Source organism: Lysobacter sp. Root690, from assembly GCF_001427785.1.
Classification (GTDB): domain Bacteria; phylum Pseudomonadota; class Gammaproteobacteria; order Xanthomonadales; family Xanthomonadaceae; genus Lysobacter.
The window spans coordinates 643,290-664,334 of the sequence record NZ_LMHM01000016.1 but is presented as its reverse complement, the minus strand read 5'-3'; the positions used below and the strand labels follow the sequence as shown (position 1 = coordinate 664,334).

8 protein-coding genes are annotated in these 21,045 nt (G+C 67.3%); 3 read left to right on the top strand and 5 right to left on the bottom strand.

Annotated elements, in window-relative coordinates; all coding sequences use genetic code 11:
• The first annotated feature begins 99 nt into the window (after nucleotides 1–99).
• Both ASD86_RS19850 and ASD86_RS19845 read left to right on the top strand, forming a co-directional pair.
• Complete coding sequence (locus tag ASD86_RS19850) at nucleotides 100–12,105, top strand: filamentous hemagglutinin family protein (protein ID WP_056114670.1); 12,006 nt, start codon at nucleotides 100–102, stop codon at nucleotides 12,103–12,105.
• A gap of 955 nt (nucleotides 12,106–13,060) precedes the next feature.
• Complete coding sequence (locus ASD86_RS19845) at nucleotides 13,061–14,386, top strand: substrate-binding domain-containing protein (protein ID WP_056114667.1); 1,326 nt, start codon at nucleotides 13,061–13,063, stop codon at nucleotides 14,384–14,386.
• 142 nt (nucleotides 14,387–14,528) lie between these two features.
• Here the strand turns inward: ASD86_RS19845 and ASD86_RS19840 are convergent, their stop codons facing one another.
• The 5 genes from ASD86_RS19840 to ASD86_RS19820 form a co-directional block, all read right to left on the bottom strand.
• Nucleotides 14,529–15,026, bottom strand: a complete 498-nt coding sequence (locus ASD86_RS19840) for a hypothetical protein (RefSeq protein ID WP_056114664.1) — start codon at nucleotides 15,024–15,026, stop codon at nucleotides 14,529–14,531.
• Nucleotides 15,027–15,664: 638 nt separating this feature from the next.
• Nucleotides 15,665–16,480: an ABC transporter permease subunit gene (locus ASD86_RS19835; protein WP_036115281.1), complete on the bottom strand. Its 816-nt coding sequence runs from the start codon at nucleotides 16,478–16,480 to the stop codon at nucleotides 15,665–15,667.
• Nucleotides 16,477–17,334, bottom strand: a complete 858-nt coding sequence (locus ASD86_RS19830) for an ABC transporter permease subunit (RefSeq protein WP_056115209.1) — start codon at nucleotides 17,332–17,334, stop codon at nucleotides 16,477–16,479. Before ASD86_RS19830 ends, ASD86_RS19835 begins: the two co-directional genes overlap by 4 nt.
• Before the next feature lie 137 nt (nucleotides 17,335–17,471).
• Nucleotides 17,472–18,638, bottom strand: a complete 1,167-nt coding sequence (locus ASD86_RS19825; protein ID WP_056114661.1) for an ABC transporter ATP-binding protein — start codon at nucleotides 18,636–18,638, stop codon at nucleotides 17,472–17,474.
• Between the two features lie 4 nt (nucleotides 18,639–18,642).
• Nucleotides 18,643–19,791: a polyamine ABC transporter substrate-binding protein gene (locus ASD86_RS19820; protein ID WP_200957274.1), complete on the bottom strand. Its 1,149-nt coding sequence runs from the start codon at nucleotides 19,789–19,791 to the stop codon at nucleotides 18,643–18,645.
• Nucleotides 19,792–20,062: 271 nt separating this feature from the next.
• On the opposite strand from ASD86_RS19820, the gene ASD86_RS19815 reads away from it, so the two are divergent.
• Nucleotides 20,063–20,851, top strand: coding sequence for a TorF family putative porin (locus tag ASD86_RS19815; RefSeq protein ID WP_056114657.1), 789 nt, complete (start codon nucleotides 20,063–20,065; stop codon nucleotides 20,849–20,851).
• Nucleotides 20,852–21,045: the final 194 nt, after the last annotated feature.

The following is a 21,045-nucleotide window of genomic DNA, read 5'->3' as shown; positions in this document are numbered from 1 at the left end:
GCAACTGTCTTCGCCTAGCCACTCGAAAGTCCAGTCATTCAATCCCCACCGCCGCGAACCTCCCGCCGCGCCGTCACGCCGTACGCAAAGGAAGCCGTCATGACCCGCAAGCCCGTTCGTGGTTTCCGTACCAGTCCGCTGCGCATACTCGCGCTGAGCGCGGCGATCTCGATGGCGTTGATCGGCGGCACGGCGCAGGCCGATCCCAATCCGTTCGCGCGGCGCGGGCTGGATCCGTCCGCGCAGGCGGCGCGCGCGGCGCAGCAGCAGGGGCTGCAATCGGTGCGCGCGCAGCAGGCGGCGCAGAAATCTCTGGCCGCGTTTGGCCGCGCCGCGCAGGTGCGCAGCGCGCTCGATGCGGCCCAGGTCGCCGCGCGCGCCGCGGCGGCGGCTTCGCAGATCGGCAACAACGTACCCAACGGCCTCGGCGAAGGCGGCTTGAAGATCGCCGCGGGCGTGCGCATCGAACCCGGCGCGATCCTCGCCAACGATCCGCGCCTGGGCGAGTCCAAGTTGTGGCTCGGCGCCAAGGCTCCGACCCAGCGCGTAGAAGGCGCCGACACCACGGTCACCATCGAACAGACCCAGAAGAAAGCCATCCTGAGCTGGGAAAGCTTCAACGTCGGCAAGCAGACCACGGTCTATTTCGACCAGCGCGGCGGCAACCAGAGCGGCGGCAACGACTGGATCGCGCTCAACCGCATCGACGATCCGAGCGGCCGGCCCAGCCAGATCCTCGGCCGGATCAAGGCCGAGGGCAGCGTGTACCTGCTCAACCGCAACGGCGTGGTGTTCGGCGGCGGCAGCCAGGTCAATACGCGCTCGTTGGTGGCGTCGTCGTTGAACTTGTTCGACAACGACGTCGCCAAGAGCAATCGCATCTTCATCAACGAAGGCATCCAGCGCGCCCGGCAAGATACCCAGGATGCGTTCGTGCTGACCTCCGAACGGGTCGACTACAGCGGCAGCGGCGCGTTGCCGAGCCAGCCGGGCGATATCAAGATCGAAGCCGGCGCGCAGATCAAGACCACGGCCGGCGGATACGCATTAATCGCCGCGCCGAACATCAGCAACGCCGGCAGCGTGCAGGGCGAAGACGGGCAAGTGCAAATGGCCGCGGTGATCGGCGCGCGCGCCGGTCAGCCCAGCGGCGGCAACGACCTGCGCCTGCGTTACGGCGATATCGGCACGGTCGCCGGCACCGATCCGGCGGCGCTGGGCTACGGCCGCTTCGACAACACCGGCATCATCGCCAGCAAGCGCGGCGAGGTGACTCTCACGGGTCACGACATTCGACAAGATGGTTATGTCGGCACCACCACCGGGGTCAGCCGTCCCGGCAAGATTTCGATCATCGCGGCCAACCACACCCGCGCCAGCGACGCCAACACCGCCGCAGAACTGGCCGACCGCATCGGCGGTTCGCTGAGTTTCGGCCGCGATTCGGCGACCGTGATCCTGCCCGAGCGCGACGGCGAAACCACCACCTCCGCGCCGAGCGCCGACAAGGCGTTCCAGCCGCCGAGCGCGACCCTGGCCGGTGCGCAGATCCGCTTCCAGGAAAATTCGCTGGTGCTGATGCCCGGCGCCAAGCTCGATCTGGTCGGCACGGACGCGCTGCGCCAGGCCGGGGTCAAGCCGCCGCCGGCGCGGATCCTGCTCGAACACGGCGCGACCCTCAACGTCGCCGGCCTGACCGATGTGCAGCGGCCGATGTCGGACAACTACGTCACCATCGAACGCATCGGCGAAAACGAACTCGCCGATTCGCCGCTGCTGCGCGGCGGCGGCCTGTTTCGGCAGAAAGTGCAGCTCGATATCCGCGAGCACGGCGTCACCGACGACGGCCGCGCCTGGGTCGGCAGCCCCTTGCTCAACGCCGCCGGTTACGCCGATCAGGTGCCGCGCAAGATCGATCAGATGCTCGTCGATGGCGGCTCGATCAACGTCATCGGTCGTGAGTTCATCGCGCGCTCGGGCTCGACCATGGAACTCGGCGCCGGCTACGTGCACTACCTCGGCGGCATGGTCGAATCGCGCCGCCTACTCGGCGCCGACGGCCGCCGCTACAGCCTCGCCGATGCCGATCCGAGCCAGAACTATCTCGGTTTCGCCGATGACTACACCCTCGACCATCAGCGCTGGGACGTGCAGGAAGTATTCGGCTCGCCGCTGGGCGGGCGCGAACGCCGCTACGAATCGGATTATCTCGAAGGCGGCGATGCCGGCACCTTGAGCATCCGCTTGAAGCAGGATGCGAGCGGGGGGGACAACGGGGTCGAAAGCGGGCTGCTGCTCGCCGGCGACATCCATGCCGACGCCGAATCTGGCCGCCATCAGATCGAGCGCGGCGAACTCGCGCGTGGCGGCGTGTTCAAGCTGTCGGTCGACAACGGCCCGTTCACCGACTGGCGCCTGCAATCGGCGCGCAGCGAGGACGCGCCGGCCGGGTTCGGCATGAACACGGCGTTGCCGCAGCAGTTCGCCGCCGATGGTTCGCGCGTGACCAACCTTTCGACACAACTGCTCAATGCGGCCGGCTTCGGCACGGTCGAGCTCAACGATCCGCGCGCCCATATCGAAGTCGCCGCCGACGCGCAGTTGCAGGTGCAGGCCGGTGGACGCATCGCTTTGAGCGGTTCGCGCATCAACGTGGACGGCAGCCTGCAGGCCGAATCGGGCGATATCGTGCTGTCGGCCGCCGCCGAGTTCGACAACGATCTAAAGGCCGGCGAACGGCGCGGCATCACCGTGGGGTCGGGCGCGCGCCTGTCGACGCGCGGACAATGGGTCAACGACGGCGATCGCATCGCCGAACAACGCAGCGGCGGCGCCAATATCGACGGCGGCAGCATCCGCCTGAGCACGACCTCGCGTTTGCAGAACAGCGGCGGCGAATTGCGCGACGCCAGCGGCGCGATCGTGCTTGAACGCGGCGCGGTGCTCGACGTGTCCGGCGGCGGCCGCATTCTGCCTAACGGCAGCCTGGCGCAGAAGGACGGCGTGCCGCTCGGTCGTGGCGGCGACATCGCGCTGCTGGCCTACCAACCGGCCGCGGGCGACGAGAATTCGCTCAACGGCAATTTGCCGGCGTCGTTCTATGCGGCCGACGGCGAAGCGGGACAGTTGCGCTTCCAGGATGCGACAGTGCATGCGGGAGGTCTGGCCGGTGGCGGGCGCTTGAGCCTGCAGGCGCGCGATATCCAGATCGGTGGCGCTGCGAACGGTGATGCGCGCACCCTGCACCTCGACGCGGGTTTCTTCGAACAAGGCGATTTCGGCAGCTACGACCTGATCGCCCAGCACGACGCGACCATCGCCGCGGACACCACGGTGCGAGTCTCGCAACGCAACTTCGTGCCTGACCGCGAAGCGCTGCGTCTGTTGCCGACCGGCGCGGACCTCTACGCGGGTTTGAACCTCGACGGCCGCGGCGACAACGGCGCCTTCGGCCTGATCGACACCTACCATCGTCCCGCCGCCGACTTCGCCCTCGAAGCCGGCGCGGCGACCGGCCGCACTTTACCCAATCATCCGCAGTTGTCGCAGTTGCGCGACACCTTGTTGCTCGACGAAGGCGCGCAGTTGCAGCTCGACGCAGGCGGCGACGCGCGGCTGGGCTCGCGCGGCCAGCTCACCGTGCTCGGCGGCGTGACCGCGCACGGCGGCAGCATCGCGCTGTCGGGCGATACCTCGGTGCAGGGTCTGTCGCCGTCGCACAGCCCGGCGCCGATCGATTACTGGCGCGGCTCCAAGTCGGTGTGGGTCGGTCAGAACGCGGTGCTGGACGTTTCCGGCGTGGCCTTGCTCGATCCGTTCAAGACCCCGCTGCCGCAAGGCGGCGCTGTGCCGCGCGACGGCAAGCTGCTCGACGGCGGCCGCATCAGCCTGAGCAGCGACAGCGGCTACGTGGTGGTCGAGCAGGGCGCGCAACTGGATCTGTCCGGCGCGCGCGCGGTGTTCGATCTACCGGCCGACGGCAACGGTCTGGGTGATGCGCCGCTGGCGCCGCGCACGGTGTGGAGCGACGGCGGCGAACTGGTGCTGTCGTCGGCGGCCGGTCTGTATTTCGATGGCGATATCCATGCCGCCGGCGGCGATGCGCGGGCGCGCGGCGGCAGCGTGCAGTTGCTGGCGGCGCAGAGCACGCGACCGCTCGACAACAGCGGCGGCCGCGCGCCGCTGGCGACCAGCGCGATCGTGTTCCATCAGGACGGCAGCCGCTTGAACGCGTCGGCCAAGCCCGGTGAAGCGATCGAGCCGGATGCGGCGACGCCGTCGGGCAAGATGTATTTCGGCGCCGATCGTCTCGACGGTTCCGGCATCGACACCTTGCTGGTCGGCGTCGGCGAGGACGGATTGCCGCAAGGCCCGTTGGTGACCCCGGTTGTGTTCGACGGCGCGGTCAATTTGTCGCTGTCGCGTGCCTTGATGATGAACGCACGCGCGTTCGTCGCCGGTGGCGCCAGCGGCGAAGCGAAGCTGTCGGCGGCATACGTGTCGCTGCAGGGCTTGTTGCCGGGCAGCGAACGCGGTCGTACCTTGGCCGAACCGGGCCGTCCGGGCGATGCGCGTTTGTCGGTCGAGGCCGGTTTCATCGATATCGGCGGCCGGGTGACCTTGCAGAATTTCGGCGACGCGCGCTTCGCCAGCCGCGGCGATCTGCGCCTGCATACGCCGACCGAATACCAGAGCGTCGCGGTGGCCGGCGAAACCCGCCAAGTACCGGGCGAACTGCTGACCTCGGGCGATCTGACCTTGTCCGCCGCGCAGGTGTACCCGGCCAGCGGTGAGACCTTCATCGTGCGCGCGCTCGGCGCACGTAACGGCGCCGGCGCCAACGCGCCGCGCGACGAAACCACGATCCGCATCGAAGGCAACGGCAATGCATCGGCGCTGCCGTTGTCGGCCGGCGGTCGGTTGTTGTTCGACGCCAGCCATATCGAACAGGCCGGCGTGGTGCGCGCACCGGGCGGACGCATCGTGCTCGGCGCGGGCGCGGCCACCGATCCGGACACGCTCGCCTTGTTCGGCGGTCTCGCGCTCACCCCGACCCAGAGCGTGAAACTCAGCGCCGGCAGCCTGACCTCGGTGTCGCTCGACGGCCGCGTGCTGCCCTACGGCAAGACCGTCGACGGCCTGCAATGGAACGTCAGCGATATCGAAGTCAACCTCAACGCGCCGTCGGCGCGGCAGGTGCGCATCGACGGCGCCGACCTGGCCCTGGACGACGGCGCGCGCGTGGATCTGTCCGGCGGCGGCGATCTGCAGGCGTTCGAATGGATCGCCGGCACCGGCGGCAGCCGCGATGTGTTGTCGGCGGTCGGCACCAGTTATGCCGACGGCGGCAGCGGCAGCGCGGCGCATCTGTATCCCGACCAGCGCGGCGTGTACGCGGTGGTGCCCGGCGTGCAGTCGCCGCTGGCGGCGAGCGATCCGCTGCTGAGCCAGGGTCAAGTCGGCAGCGAAGTCGGCAAATCGGTGTACCTCAGCGGCGTGCAGGGTCTCGCCGACGGCGTCTACACCTTGCTGCCGGGCCGTTACGCGACCTTGCCCGGCGCGTTCCGGGTGGTTCAGCGCAGCGGCGGCCAGGACAGTCTGAGCAGCCGCAACCTGACCGCGCCCGACGGCACCCAGGTGGTCGCCGGTTACTACGTCGATTCGCTCAGCGGCGCGCGCGATGCGCGCAGCAATCGCTTCGAAGTGCAGTCGCGCGAGGTCTGGGGCCGCTATTCGCAGTACCAGCTCAGCAGCGCGAACACCTTCTTCGCCGCGCGCGCGGCCAAGGCCGGGCTTATCGCGCCGAACCTGCCGCGCGACGGCGGCCAGCTCGTACTCAGCGCGCAGAGCGCATTGGAACTCGGCGCGCGCCTGGATGTGGCCGCGGCGGCCGGTGGCGCGTCCGCGCAGGTCGATATCGTCGCCGATGCGATCCAGATCCGCGGCGATGCGCAGGCCGCGCGCGACGGCTATGTACAGCTCGATGCGAAACAACTCAGTACCCTCGGCGCCGGCAGCCTGTTGATCGGCGGCGTGCGCAGCCAGACCGCCGAGGGCACTCGCATCGATGTGCGCACCCGCGACTTGATCGTGTCCAACGATGCGTCCGCGCCGCTGCAAGGCGCCGAGATCGTGTTGGTCGCGCGCGCCAGCGACGGCGCGCAGGGCCTGCGGATCGAAGACGGCAGCGTGATCCAGGCGCGCGGCCAGTTGGCCGGCGCGAGCGATCGTCCTCTATTGATCGGAGCGGTCGCCGACACTGCAAGCAACACCGCCGCGGTCAGCGGCGACGGCGCGCTGCTGCGCGTGTCCAACGCCGGCGCGGTCGACGTGCAGCGCCGCAACGTGCCGGCGTTCGAACAATCGCGCGGGTTGCTGCGGGTCGGCGAGAGCGCGCGGCTCGACGGCGGCGCGTCGTTGACCCTCGACAGCACCGGCCAGGCCGTGGTGGACGCCAGCTCTTCGCTCGGCGGCCGCGACATCCAGGCCAACAGCGGCCGCATCGCCTTCACTCAGGACGACGGCGACTATGAAGGCTTCGTGATCGGCCGCAACACGCTCACGCAGTTCGCCGCGGCCGAGCGAGTGAGCCTGCGCAGCTACGGCGACATGGCATTCTTCGGCAACATCGCGGTCGATACCGATCGCCAGCTCAGCCTCAGCGCCGGCCGTTTCGTCGGCGATGGCGGCACGGTCAGCTTGCGCGCGGACCGGCTGAGCCTGAGCAACGATCTGGGCGCGGCGAGCACCGCCAACGCTGATGCGTCCGGCAACGGCGTGCTGGAATTGCGCGGCGGCGACGTGGTGTTCGGCGGCGGCGAAAAGCGTCTGTTCGGCTTCGGCGCGGTCAATGTCGACGCGAACCGCTCGATCGCGGTCCAGCAACGCGGCGACTTCGATTTTGGCGCGGCTTCGCTGAGCATGCGCTCACCGCTGATCCAGGCCGACGCCGGCGCCGACAACACCCTGCGCACGACCGGCGCGATCGCGCTCGCGCGCAGCGCCGGCGGCGCCGGCGGCGCCGGCAGCGCGCGTCCGCAGGGCGGCGCGATCCAGCTCGACGGCGCCAGCATCAGCGGCAATGCCCTGATCCGCGCCAATTCCGGCCGGGTCGGCCTGCATGCGCGCAACGGCGATCTGCGCCTCGACGACGGCGCGGCGATCGATACCTCGGCGGTGCCGAAGACGATCTTCGATCAAACCGTGTACTCGCCGGGCGGCCGCATCGAATTGCAGGCCGATCATGGCGCGATCCGATTGGCGAGCAACGCCAGCCTCGACGTATCGGCCGACGCCGGCGGCGGCGATGCCGGCGAACTGCGCATCGTCGCGCCCGAACGCGAGGCCGAACTGCTCGGCGCGCTCAAGGGTTCGGCATCGAAGGGGCGCGGCGGCCGGATCGATATCGATGTCGGCGCCGCGCTCGATCTGGACGGCCTGTCGCAGCGCTTGAACGACGGCGGCATCAACCAGCGCGTCGCGGTGCGCACCCGCAGCGGCGATCTGCAACTGTCGGCCGGGCATACGCTGAAGGCGCGCGAGATCAGCCTGACCGCCGACGGCGGCGCCGGAGCGACAACGCGCGATCCCGATAACGGTCATGTATCCATTGCCGGCACGCTCGACGCCTCGGGCACGTCCGGCGGCAAGATCGAGCTGTGGGGCCGCCACGGCGTCGATATCGACGGCCGCCTGCTGGCCAACGGCAGCGCCGCCAACAAGCGCGGCGGCGAGGTCAAGATCGGCACCGGCGGCGTCACCGACGGCACGCTCAACGCCGATTACGGTTATCAGAACGTGCGCGGTGAAGACGCCGGCATCATCCGCATCGGCCGCGAGGCCTTGATCGACGTGCGCGGCGGCAGCGCCGGCGGTCTGTCGGGCGGTCGTGTCGATCTGCGCGCGCCGCTGTTGCAGGGCGGCGACGTAAATGTCGTGATCGAGGACGGGCAGGGCATCGTCGGCGCGCGTGAAGTCGGGCTCGAAGCGTATGCGGTCTGGAGCACCACCGACGCCCACGACGACAGCACCGCCGGCAAGCACTTCGACGGCATCGTCGATCCGGCCGGCTGGTACGACGCACAAGGCCAACTGTTGCCGGGCACCTGGACCGACGTCAACGGCGTGGTCCTGGCGCCGCCGAGCACGCCCGAACAATTACAGCAGTACCTCAATCGCCACTTCTTCGCGCCCGATCAGGCCAATCGCGCCCACCAGACCTTCTACGGTTACGTCGACGGCGACGCCGAGCAACATCAGCCCGGCACCTTGATGGGCTTCGTGCGCAATCCGGGCTTCGCCTTCGGCAATCGTTTCGCCGGTGTCGCCAACTTCCGCGCGCGTCCCGGCGTGGAACTGCGCAATCCCGATCCGGGCATCAACGGCGGCGCGATCCGGGTGTTGACCAACTGGAACCTCAACTCTGGCGAACTGGGCAACCTCGACTTCCGCTACAACGGCGCCGCGCCGGTGCTGACTCTGCGCGCGGACGGCGAGGTCGAAGTCGCCGCGACCATCTCCGATGGCTTCTACAACTACAACGCCAGCGGCGGCGGCGCGGTCGGCTCGTATCCGGTCTCGCATCAGCGCTACACCGATGCGCTCAGCGTGATCGATCCGATCGCCTACGAATACTTGCCCGAACCGGTGCAGTACGACGGCGATTCCGAAGAGATCGGCCAGTACTACGGCCAATACGACGAACTGCTGAAGATGTTGACCGATCCGGCGCCGGAACTCGACGATGTGTTCGGCCCGGGCACCAGCTTCCTCAAGGCGATCGAACAGTTCCTGCTCAGCGGCCCGGTCGATCCCGATCCGCCGATTCTCGGGCCGGCGCCGCCGACTTCGCCGTCGGGTTACGGCGATTACGTCAGCGGTTATCGCGATTACCTGTTGCGTCTGACCCAGCAGGTGTTCGACCCGGGCATCATCCCGACCGTCAACGAACGCCCGGTGCTGCCGGTGCTCGGACCGGTGCCGGCCGCGGCCGACCGCACCCCGAGCCTGCAGGCGTCCGCGCTCAAGCCGATGCCGTTCGCCGACAAGATCCTCGCCGGCGGCGACAGCAGCAGTTACCGCTTCATCGCCGGCGCGGATTTCTCCAGCGTCGCGCCGGGCGCGGTGCGTGGCGATCAGAATGCCGACCTGAAGTTCGACGGCCACACCACCTTGCTGCAGAACGGCAAGCGCGAACTGCTGATGCCGAACATGCTGCGCACCGGCACCGGCGCGATCGATCTGGCCGCATCGCGCGATATTCGTTTCGCCGATCGCGACGCGCCGGCCAGCGTCTACACCGCCGGCCGTCCGGGCGAGGGCACCACGGCCGATCGTTCGCGCCCGACCGTGGACTCCAACCAGTCCGCGTCCAACACCGCGCTCGATGTGATCGTCACCGGCCCGGTCAATCCCGAAGCGGCCGGCGACATCGGCCTGCGCGCGGGCCGCGACATCGTCGGCAATCGGCAGATCTACGACGACGCGGCCGGCAGCCGCAGCGGCAACGCCGGCAGTTACCTCGGCCAGTACTGGTGGCCGTGGATGCAGACCGGCAACGTGCTCGCCGACGATCAGCGCACGCTGCTGTCGACCTCGATCAACTTCGGCGGCTTCGCCCAGGGCCTGCTCAGTGTCGGCGGCGATATCGAGATCAGCGCCGGCCGTGATATCCGCGAAGTGTCGGCTTCGGCGCCGACCACCTGGATCAAGGACGGCAACGCACTGCGTCTGTTCGGCGGCGGCGATATCCGCGTCGACGCCGGCCGCGATCTGCTCGGCGGCGATTTCTTCGTCGCCAAGGGCGAGGGCGAAATCAACGCCGGCGGCCGCATCGGTTCGGCCTTCGATCTGGACGCGCTGGTGTTCATCGACAACATCTCCGCCGTCGCCAGCCGCATGCGCAGCGCGGTCGCGCCGATCCTGGCGATGCAGGACGCCAACTGGCGAGTCACCGGCGCGCAGGACGTGGAAATCGGCCGGGTGCTCAATCCGTCGTACGCGCGTCTGCCCGAGAACGTCGCCGACTCGCAGTCCTACGGCCGCGACACCCAGCTCAGCGTGACTTCGGTGGCCGGCGATCTGTCGTTCGATACGCTCAGCCTCGGCGATGTGCTGTTCGCTTACGGCAACCGCAGCACCTCGCGCGCGCATGCGCCGTACGAGATCCATGACAATCCGATCTTCGCCCAGGTGCTGCCGTCACGGCTGTCGCTGAGCGCGGCCGCGGGCGACCTGAGCCTGCACAACGGCGGCCAGCTGTTCCCGTCGGCGCGCAGCCAGCTCAGCCTGTTGGCCGGCGGCGATCTGCATCTGTTGTCGGATCAGTTCCCGCTGGTCGATACCTTGCGCATGCTCGATATCGATCCGGACTGGATGCCGTCGCCGTTCCGGCAACTGGCCAGCCTGCCGGGCGAAACCGCGTTCGACTACGCCTTGATCGATCGCTTCGAACCCGATCGCAACCAGCGCGCCAACCTGCATCGCGACGATGCCGAGCTGGTGCGGATCTACGCGCTCGGCGACATTCTCGGCGGCATCCAGAGCGAACGCTCCAGCCTCAACACCTTGCGCATCGATCTGCCCAAGCCGGCCACGGTGCGCGCTGGCCGCGACATCGTCGATCTGGATTTCCGCGGGCAGAATTATCGTGCGTCGGATGCCACCCGCATCCTCGCTGGTCGCGATCTGTACTACCGGCCGCTGGCGCGCGGCAATGGCGCGTTCAAGACCTCGCAATCGTGGTTGCAGGTCGGCGGGCCGGGTACGTTCGAAGTGCAGACCGGGCGCGATCTCGGCCCGTTGACCTCGGCCAACGAGGCCTACGCCAACAACCAGCTCAAGCCCGAGGGCGGCGGCATCCGCAGCATCGGCAACCGCGACAACGCCGGCCTGCCGTTCCAGGGCGCGGACCTGGTGGTGCGCTTCGGTGTCGCGCCGGGCGTCAACACGCGGGCGTTCGCGCAGCGTTATCTCGATCCTTCGAGTACGGATGCGGCTTCGTATTCGGCGTTGCTGATCGCCTACGTGCAGCAACTGCGTCAAGACGAACTGACCCGCAACGGTACTGCCGGCGGCGACGCGCCCGCGCTCAGCGCCGAACAGGCCTGGCAGGCGTTCGCGCAGCAACCCGAAGCGGTGCAGCAGCGGCTGGTCGACAAGGTCTTCCTCGACGTGCTCAAGCGCGCCGGCCGCGACAACAAGGACCCGGCCAGCCCCGAGTTCGGCAAGTACGCCGCCGGTTATCGCGCGATCAACACCTTGTTCCCGGCCGCGCTGGGCTACACCGCCAATCAGCTCGAAGGCGGGCAGAACGGCGCCGAGAAACCCGTGTCGACCGGCCAGCTCGACATGCGCGGTTCGACCTTGCAGACCCAGCAGGGCGGCGATATCCGCATCCTCGGCCCGGGCGGCGATATCCAGGTCGGCAGCGTGGCCGCGCCGCCGATGGTGGTGAACAATCAGGGCGCGGTGGTGATCGGTCCGAACCAGCAGGGCATCCTGACCCTGGACATCGGCGACATAGGTTTGTTCGCCGATCGCAGCGTGTTGCTCGCGCAGAGCCGCATCTTCACCCAGCGAGGCGGCGATCTGCTGATCTGGGGCTCCAACGGCGACATCAACGCCGGCAAGGGCGCCAAGACCTCGTCGGACAAACCGCCGGTGCGTTACGTGTGCGATATCGACCACAACTGCCGGATCGACGCCAAGGGCCTGGTCAGCGGCGCCGGCATCGCGACCTTGCAGACTGTGCCCGGCGCGAAGGCCGGCGACGCGGTGCTGGTCGCGCCGCGCGGCACCATCGACGCGGGCGACGCCGGCATCCGCATCAGTGGCAATCTGATCGTCGCCGCGCAGACCGTGGCCAACGCCGACAACATCCAGGTCGACGGCGATTCGATCGGCATCCCGGTCGCGCGCGGCGTCGACACCGGCGCCTTGTCGGCCGCGTCCTCGGCGAGTTCCGGCGTCAACGCGGTCGCCCAGGACATGGCCGGGCAGCGGCCGGCGTTGGCCACCCGCGATATTCCTGCATTGATCTCGGTGCAGGTGATCGGCTTCGGCACCTGCGGGGTGGACGATCCGCGTTGCGTGAATTCGCCGTAGCGATGTGGGCTGATCGGCCGCAAGCGGATTGCTTGCGGTGAAGCGGTAGAGTGATCGGGTAGGGCGGCCAGTAGGCCGCCCTTTTTTTGAGCGAGGTCAAAGCCGCGACGCCTACCTGTAGGAGCGGCGTAAGCCGCGACCGCGACAGCGCAACTACGGCGAAACGTTCGACGTAGGTGCGATCCCGCGGTCGCGGCTCACGCCGCTCCTACAGGGGGATTGCACGAAAGGTCTTCGCGAGGCTTTTCAATCGTCGATACAACGGCGACGCAATGCTCATTGAAAACGTGATGCGCAATCACAACATGCCTCGTCCCGTTAAAGAACGAAAGTTTCGATGCCTACCTGTAGGAGCGGCGTAAGCCGCGACCGCGACAACGCAACTACGACGTAATTTGCGGAGTAGGCGCGATCCCGCGGTCGCGGCTTACGCCGCTCCTACAGGAGGCATCGTGATATCGGCATTGGAATGGCGCCAATGAAATCTTTACTGGCGGCGATCAACCACGTACGCACAACGTTGCACATCCGAATCATCACGCAACAAATCGCACGCATACATCAAGACGCACGCAGCGCAACCCACCGTCGATGACATCGAATTAAATCGCGCACGCCGTCATCTCAACGCATCGAGACATGACAGTCGCATCCAACCCAGCGATACGCGTGATCGCACTGTGATGCATTGCGCATCGCGCGTGTCATCTGAGTAACCGACGCCATCCGCATCGACACAAATGCTTAGCACTTGCGAATCGAAAACGAATTCGCACGGCTAACTCCGCGTCGCGCATGCCTTTTGGCGATGTCACAAATTCCGACTCGCGCGGTCGTCGCCATGGCATACGCGGCGCGCATCGTGTGCCGGCGTCAAGAAGTTCGTGATGGACGCACCGCATCGATTGGATTGATTCGCGGGCAAGTGCCCGTAAACCCAACAAGGAGAAGTCTCGTGCATCGCAACAAGCTTCATATCAGCCTGCTGGCTGTCAGCGTTCTCATGGCCGCCGGTTCGGCGACCGCGGCCGACCTGTACGCCGGTGGCGCCACCTTCCCGGCGCCGGCTTATGTCGGTGACCTGTACAACTCGCTGACCCCGAAGGCGCGCCTGTCGCGTGACGCCGCGATCACCGCGCCGGTCGTCGGCTTCAGCGTCGCCGGTCTGGGCAATTCGACCGGCAGCAACGTTCCGGTGTTCGCCAAGTACCACACCCTGTTCGCCAGCGACGCGGTTTCCTACTGCCAGACCGGCAGCGGCACCGGCAAGAAGGTGTTGAACAACGACACCCTGGTCGCCAGCGGCAACTGCGGCGACGCCTCCAGCGCCGCGGCCACCGGCTTCAGCGCGCTCGGCACCGCGCCGGACTTCATCGGCACCGACTCGCCGATCAGCACCGCCGACTACAACACCTTCAACACCAACGTGTCGTCGACCCGCACCGCGATCGTGCAGATCCCGACCATCGCCGGCGCCATCGCCCTGCCGTTCAAGGACAACGCCGCCACCGGTCTGACCTCGGTCGCGCTGACCACCCAGCAGGTCTGCCAGATCTATTCGGCGCAGATCACCGATTGGGCCGACTCGCGTCTGGGCCTGACCCTGAGCGGCTCGCCGCACCCGATCACGATCGTCTACCGTAGCGAAGGCAGCGGCACCTCGTTCGCGTTCACCAGCTACCTGGCCGCCCAGTGCAACGGCAAGTTCGGCGTCGCCGCCGGTTACTTCAAGCCCGACCAGAGCTTCGCCGCCGCCGTCACCCAGGCCGGCAGCCTGCCGGCGTATGCCGCCGTCTCGCCGCAGAGCGGCAACAGCGGCGTGGTGTCGAAGGTCAAGACCACCACCGACACGCTCGGCTACGCCGACGTCGCCGAAGTGCTGTCGCAGGGCGTGATGTACGCCAGCGTCAACGGCTTCGACCCGGCCGCGCTGCCGGCGTCGATCAGCATCACCCCGGCCAACCTGCTGTCGGGCCAGGTGCTCAACGGCGCCACCACCGCCGCGGTTCCGGGTTCGGCTCCGGCCGCCGCCAAGAACTGCCTGCGTCTGGTCAGCCCGACCGCGCCGATCTCCAGCGCCTACCCGATCGTCGCGATCACCTACGTCGCCGGTTACTACGCCGGTAACGGCGCGGCGAAGATCACCCCGATCAAGAACCTGTTCAAGCTGTTCTACGACACCACCAACCGTCCGGCCCTGCCGACCGGCTATGCCTACGTCGACGGCAACGCGCTGTTCCGCAGCTCGGTCGTCTCCTCGATCAACAGCTGCATCAACTGATCGCGGGCGCGGCGGCGGAAGGATCCGCCGCCGCGCATGGGCGGTCACGCAATAAAAAAAGCTCCCCGGTCGCATCGGGGAGCTTTTTCTTTGGCCGGACGTTTGCCGCTTGCTTCGTTGTAGCGTTGGTGCGATCAGCGCATCAGGTACCGCAGAAGCAGGTCGCGTTGGCGCCCGCGCGGGTGCCGGCCGGGGTGTCGATGAACAGCGAGCACTGCGAGGTATCGCTGCTGCCCTGGGTCGGCGTGCTCTGCGCGCTGGCGTTGCAGGTGCTGACGGTGCCCTTGCGGCCGCTGCTCACGGTCGCGGTCTGGCAGTTGGCCGAGATCTCGTCGCCGGTGCTCAGCAGCGCGCTGTTGTCGACCGCGACCACCGAATCGGGCGAGGACGCCAGGCCGGCGCCGAACACTTCGACCTTGCGCGAGCTCTTGGGGCAGGTGAACGTGGTGGTGCAGAACTTCGATTCCGACACGCCGGCATTGGCGTTGACGCTGCCGTACACCTGCACGACACCCGGGAAGAAGCTGACCGTGTTGCAGCTGGCTTCGGCGCGGGCCTGCGGCGCGGCGAACACGCTTACGGCCAGCATCGCGGCGGTCAACAGCAGTTTCGCGCCGATCGCGCGGTTGAGGTAATCCATTTGTGTCTCTCCATGAAAGCGTGAAAGGTGGGATGAATCCGGCACGGATGTGCGACATCCGCGGGTCGGGGAGACGCCGTGCACGGCCGGACGCGAATGCGGCGGCCGCAGATCGAATGCAGATGGACGGCCAAGGCGCGCGTCGTGCCGGACGGCGGCGGCCTGCAATGCTGAAAGTGTCGCGGGCGTTCCTTTCCCCACCGATAGGAGAACAGCTTCACGTGTCGGCGCTGTTGCATGCGCGTGAACCTCGCGCCGGCGCAAGGATTTATTTGCGGGTTTCGGGGTACGGCGCATGTCGCGGCGAAACCACGCAATCTCCCTGTAGGAGCGGCGCAAGCCGCGACCAACCGAAGTTACGCACGTAAGCGACACGTCCGAAGCCAGCTGGCCCTGAGCACTGCAGCGACAGCTTGCCGGGCGTTACGGCTTCAGCGGGTCGAGTGGTATTCGGCCTCTTCGGTTGGTCGCGGCTTACGCCGCTCCTACAAGGCGAGCCCGAAATCACGCAGTCTCCCTGTAGGAGCGGCGTAAGCCGCGATCGCGGGATTTCGGCCACGACTGAGGTGTCGTCGCAGTCGCGCGGTCGCAGTTGCGGCTCACGCCGCTCCTACACGGGCGAGCCCAACGCTACCGACTCAATCGCGCAGCCGCGCCAAGCTCCGCTCGCGCCGATGCATCAGCACCCCGGCCAGGCTCACGCCGATCGCCACCAGCACCACGATGATCGTGGTCAGCGCGTTGATCTCCGGGGTCACCCCGATCTTGACCTTCGAATACACCAGCATCGGCAGGGTGGTCGAGCCTGGGCCGGAGGTGAAGCTGGCGATTACCAGGTCGTCCAGCGACAAGGTGAAGGCGAGCAGCCAACCCGCCAGCAAGGCCGGCGCGATCAACGGCAGGGTGATCACGAAGAACACCCGCCACGGTTTCGCGCCCAGGTCCATCGCCGCCTCTTCCAGGCTGGCGTCCATCGAGGTCATGCGCGAACGCACCACCACGGTGACGTAGCAGGCGGTCAGGGTGATGTGGGCGAGGGTGATCGTGGTCATGCCGCGCTCGGGCCAGCCGAAGATCTGTTGCAGACCGACGAACAGCAGCAGCGAGGACAGGCCGAGCATCACGTCCGGCATCACCATCGGCGCCGAATTCATCAGGCTCAGCAGCCCGCGCCCGGGAAACCGGCCGAAGCGCGACAAGGCCAACCCGCTCGCGGTGCCGAGCGCGACCGCGGCGGTGGCCGAGATCGCCGCGATCGTGAGGCTGCGCTGCGCCGCTTCCAGAATCTGCTCGTTGCGCAGCAGCGCGCCGTACCACTGCAGCGAGAACCCGCCCCAGGTGGTGGCGCGGTCCGAACCGCTGAACGAATACACGATCACCGACACGATCGGCAGATACAGAAACGCATAACCCAGCGCCATCAGCGTGTACAGCGCGAACGGCCGCCGCTTCATGACTGCGCCTCGCGCGCGACGCGGCGGTTCTCGACGTATTCGAACAACAAGGTCGGCAGCACGATCAACAGCAGCATCGCCACCGCGATCGCCGCGGTCAGCGGCCAGTCGCGGTTGGTGAAGAACTCGGTCCACAGCACCCGGCCGATGGTCAGCGCATCGGGACCGCCGAGCACGTCGGGGATCACGAACTCGCCGACCGCCGGGATGAACACCAGCAAGGTGCCGGCGAGAATGCCCGGAAACGAGAGCGGCAAGGTCACCCGCACGAACGCCTGCCACGGTTTCGCGCCGAGGTCGGCGGCGGCTTCGAGCAAGGTGAAATCCAGGCGGATCAGGGTCGCCGCTAGCGGCAGGATCATGAAGGGCAGATAGTTGTAGGCGATGCCGATATACACCGCGAGGTCGGTATGCAGCACCGCCTGGCCCGGCTCGATGATGCCGACCGCGGCCAGCGCCTGGCTGATCACGCCGTTGGCGCGCAGCAGGCCGATCAGCGCGTAGGTGCGCAGCAGCGAACTGGTCCAGAACGGCAGGATCACCAGTACCAGCAGCAACAGACGCAAGCTGCGCGGCGCGCGCGCGATGCCGTAGGCGATCGGATAGCCCAGCAGCAGACAGCACAGGGTCGAGACCGAGGCGAACAGCAGCGATTTCAGATACGCGGCGATGTACAACGGATCGGCCAGCAAGGCGGCGTAGTTGCTCGCGTGCAGGCGCAGCGAGGTCGCGCCGTCGGCGCCGGTTTCCAGCAACGGCGTATACGGCGGCACTTGCCCGAATACCGCCTGGGCGAAGCTGATCTTCAGCACGATCAGGAACGGCACGCAGAAGAACAGCGCCAGCCACAGCATCGGGATCGCGGTGACCACGAAGCGTCCGCGCCGGGTGCGGAACTCGTCGCCTACCGCGCGGAACCACCCGAACAGGTTGTAAACGACATCCGCCCAGAACCCCCAGGCCCCCGAGTCGCGCTTTTGCTCGCGGCCGCTCACGACGTCAACACCACCGCACTGGCCGCATCCCACGACAGCCACAAGGTATCGTCCCAGTCGTAATGCGGCTCGGAACTGCGCGCGACATGGGTTTCCTGCACCCGCACGATCGCGCCGGCTTCGGTCTGCACGTGGTAGATCGACACATCGCCGAGATAAGCGATATCGCGGACCTTGCCGACCACCACGTTGTCCATGCCCTCGGGTCGGGTCTCGTGGACGTCGATCTTTTCCGGCCGCACCGCGATCCCGACCGCGGTACCTTCCGGCAACGGATCGGGATGGCGCGCGAGCAGTTCGCCGCCGACTTCGTCGCATTGAATGCGCAGATTGCTTTCCTCGTGACCCAGCACGCGGCCGTCGAGCAGATTGATGCCGCCGATGAACTCGGCGACGAACCGCGTCGACGGGTATTCGTACAGCACCGCCGGGGTCGACACCTGGACGATGCGGCCGGCGTCCATGACCGCGATGCGCGAGGACATGGTCATCGCTTCTTCCTGGTCGTGGGTGACCATGATGAAGGTGGTGCCGACTCGTTCCTGGATGCTGACCAGTTCGAACTGGGTGTGCTCGCGCAGCTTTTTATCCAGCGCGCCGAGTGGCTCGTCCAGCAGCAATAACTTCGGTTGCTTGGCCAATGCGCGCGCCAAGGCCACGCGCTGACGCTGACCGCCCGACAGCTGATCGGGCCGGCGATTGCCGAGCTGCGGCATCCGCACCAGTTCCAGCATCGCCTGCACGCGATCGCGGATCTCGCCCGCGCCGAGCCGGTCCGCGCCGCTGGAATGCTTGAGCCCGAACGCGATGTTCTGCGCCACGCTCATGTGCGGGAACAGCGCATAGCTTTGGAACATCATATTGACCGGCCGCTGATACGGCGGCAGATCGGTCACGTCGACACCGTCGATCAGCACGCGTCCGCGATCGGGCGATTCGAACCCGGCCAGCACCCGCAACAGCGTGCTCTTGCCCGAACCCGAGCCGCCGAGCAGGGCGAAGAACTCGCCGCGGTACACGTCCAGGGAAATATCGTCGCAGGCGTAGACCTTGCCGAAGGTCTTGGTCACGCCCTCGATGCGCACGAACGGCTGCGCGGCCGGGTCGCGCCAGGGTTCGACCGCGGCTGGTGTCGCGGCGGAGCGGGGCGTGGAGGCGCTCACGCGCTCAGTGCCCGCTCTTGATGCTGGTCCAGGCGCGCACGCGCTGGCGTTGCACGTCTTCGGGCAGGCTCTTGGGATCGATCAACTTGGCGCGCACGTTTTCCGGCGGATACACGCCGACGTCCTGGGCGATCGCCGGATCGACCAGCGCGGTCGCGTCCTTGTTGGCGCTGGCGTAGGCGACGTGGTTGCTGATCGCGGCGGCGACTTTGGGATCGAGCAGATAATCGATGAAGGCATGGGCGTTGCCGACGTGCTTGCTGTCCTTCGGGATCGCGATCACGTCGACCCAGCGGATCGCGCCTTCCTTCGGGATCACGAAGCGCAGGTTCGGCGCCGGCTGCCCGGCTTTCTTGGCCGCATCGAAGGCGTCGGTGCTGGCTTGGGCGATATCGCCCGAGTAGCCCATCACCAGGCAGGCGTCGCCGTTGGCGAAAGCGTCCTTGTACTCGGCGTTGTTGAAGGTGCGCACGTACGGGCGGATCGCGCTGTAGACCTTGCGTACCGCGTCGATCTCGTCGGAGGCGCCGGCATTGGGATCGCGGCCGAGCCAGATCAGCGCCGCGCCGAAGGTTTCCTGATCGTCGTCGAGCACGGTGATGCCGCACTTCTGCAATTTCGCGGCGTTGGCCGGATCGAACAGCAGCGACCACGAATCCAGCGGCGCGTCGGCGCCGAGCGCGGCCTTGATCTTGTCGATGTTGATGCCCAGCCCGGTGGTACCCCACATGTACGGCACCAGGTGGGCGTTGCCCGGATCGATCGCGGCGAGGTTCTGCAACAGCTGCGGGTCCAGGTGATTCCAGTTCTTGAGCTTGCTCTTGTCGAGCGCGGCGTACATCCCGGCCTTGACCTGGCGCTGCGCGAACGGCCGCGCCGATGGGAACACCACGTCGTAGCCCGAGGCGCCGGCGCTGAGCTTGCTTTCCAGGGTTTCGTTGGCGTCGTAGACGTCGTAGTTGACCTTGATGCCGTTGGCGGTCTCGAAATTCTTGACCGTGTCGTCGGCGACGTAGTCGGACCAGTTGTAGACGTTGAGCACCTTCTCCTCCGCGCCGGCCGGCGTGGCCGCCGTCGGGGCATCGGACGGCTTGCCGCCGCCGCAGGCGGTCAGCAGCAGGGCGCAGGCGAGCGGGGCGAGGCGCAGGATCACGGCGAACTCCGGAGCAACGAGGCGTTGCGGGGATGTTCGGAGCGAGGGGGCACGGTGTCAATGCGGGTATGGAGCAATGCTTGCCACTGCAGTCCTGGTTTGAAGCCCCTCTCCCGCGAGCGGGAGAGGGGTTGGGGTGAGGGCCTGCGCCGTCGCGAACGCGACCTCCGCTCAAACCTCGGCAGCACGCCGCCCATGCACCTGGGCTGCTGCGTTATCGTCTGCCTCAGCACCTGTCCAAGCCCACCACCACCGTTCGGGGAGAACTGTGATGCCGATCCGCCCACACACCCATTCCCCGCTCGCGATCGTGGCGCGGGCCGTCGCGCTCGCTTCGCTCCTGCTGCCGCTACCGGCACTGGCCCAGACCGATCCAGCCGCCGACCCGGTGAGTTCCGACGCCCCGTGGTCGGTCCGCGGCAGCGTCACCGCGATGAGCGACTACGTCTGGCGCGGCGTATCTCAGACCCAGGAAGATCCCGCCGTGCAGGCCGAGATCAACCTTGAGCACAGCAGCGGCTTCTATGTCGGCCTGTGGGCGTCGAGCATCGACTTCACCGGCGCGGGCGAAGAGGACGACGGCATCGATTACGAACTCGACGGCTACCTCGGCTGGGCCGGTGAACTGCGCCCCGGGCTGGAACTCGATCTGGTCCTGACCCGCGCCGCGTACCCGGGCGCGCGCAAGGGTTTCGACTACGACTACACCGAACTCGAAGGCACCTTGAGTTTCGCCGAGCACTACCACGTCGGCCTGGCGTATTCGCCGGACATCTTCGGTCTGGGCGGCAAGGGGTATTACTGGAACGCGGGCGGCGAGTGGCCGTTGGGCGACAGCGGTTTCGGGTTGAAGGCGCAGGTCGGTCACTACGATCTGCAGGACGCGGCGGGCGACAGTTACAACGACTATTTGTTGGGTGTGACGCGCGAGTTCGGGCCGGTCAAGGCGGAGCTGCAGTACACCGATACGTCCAGCTATGGGTCGAAATTATCGGAGGCGTTGGACGATGCGACGTTGGCCGATGGGAAGGTGACGTTGCTGGTCGGTTGGGAGTTTTGAGGGGGGAGGAGGGTGTGCGGGCGTGGCGGTCTTCCGCTTTGCCTCGCATTGCCGGCATAAGGCTGGTTGCGAGGTGGACGCTATGACGCGATCGCGGCTCGCGCCGCTCCTACAGGTAGGCCATGTCGCTTTTGTCTGGGCCTGAAGCCGCGCAGTTCATCCAGCGCTGCGAGGCTTGTAACTCGCGAGAACAG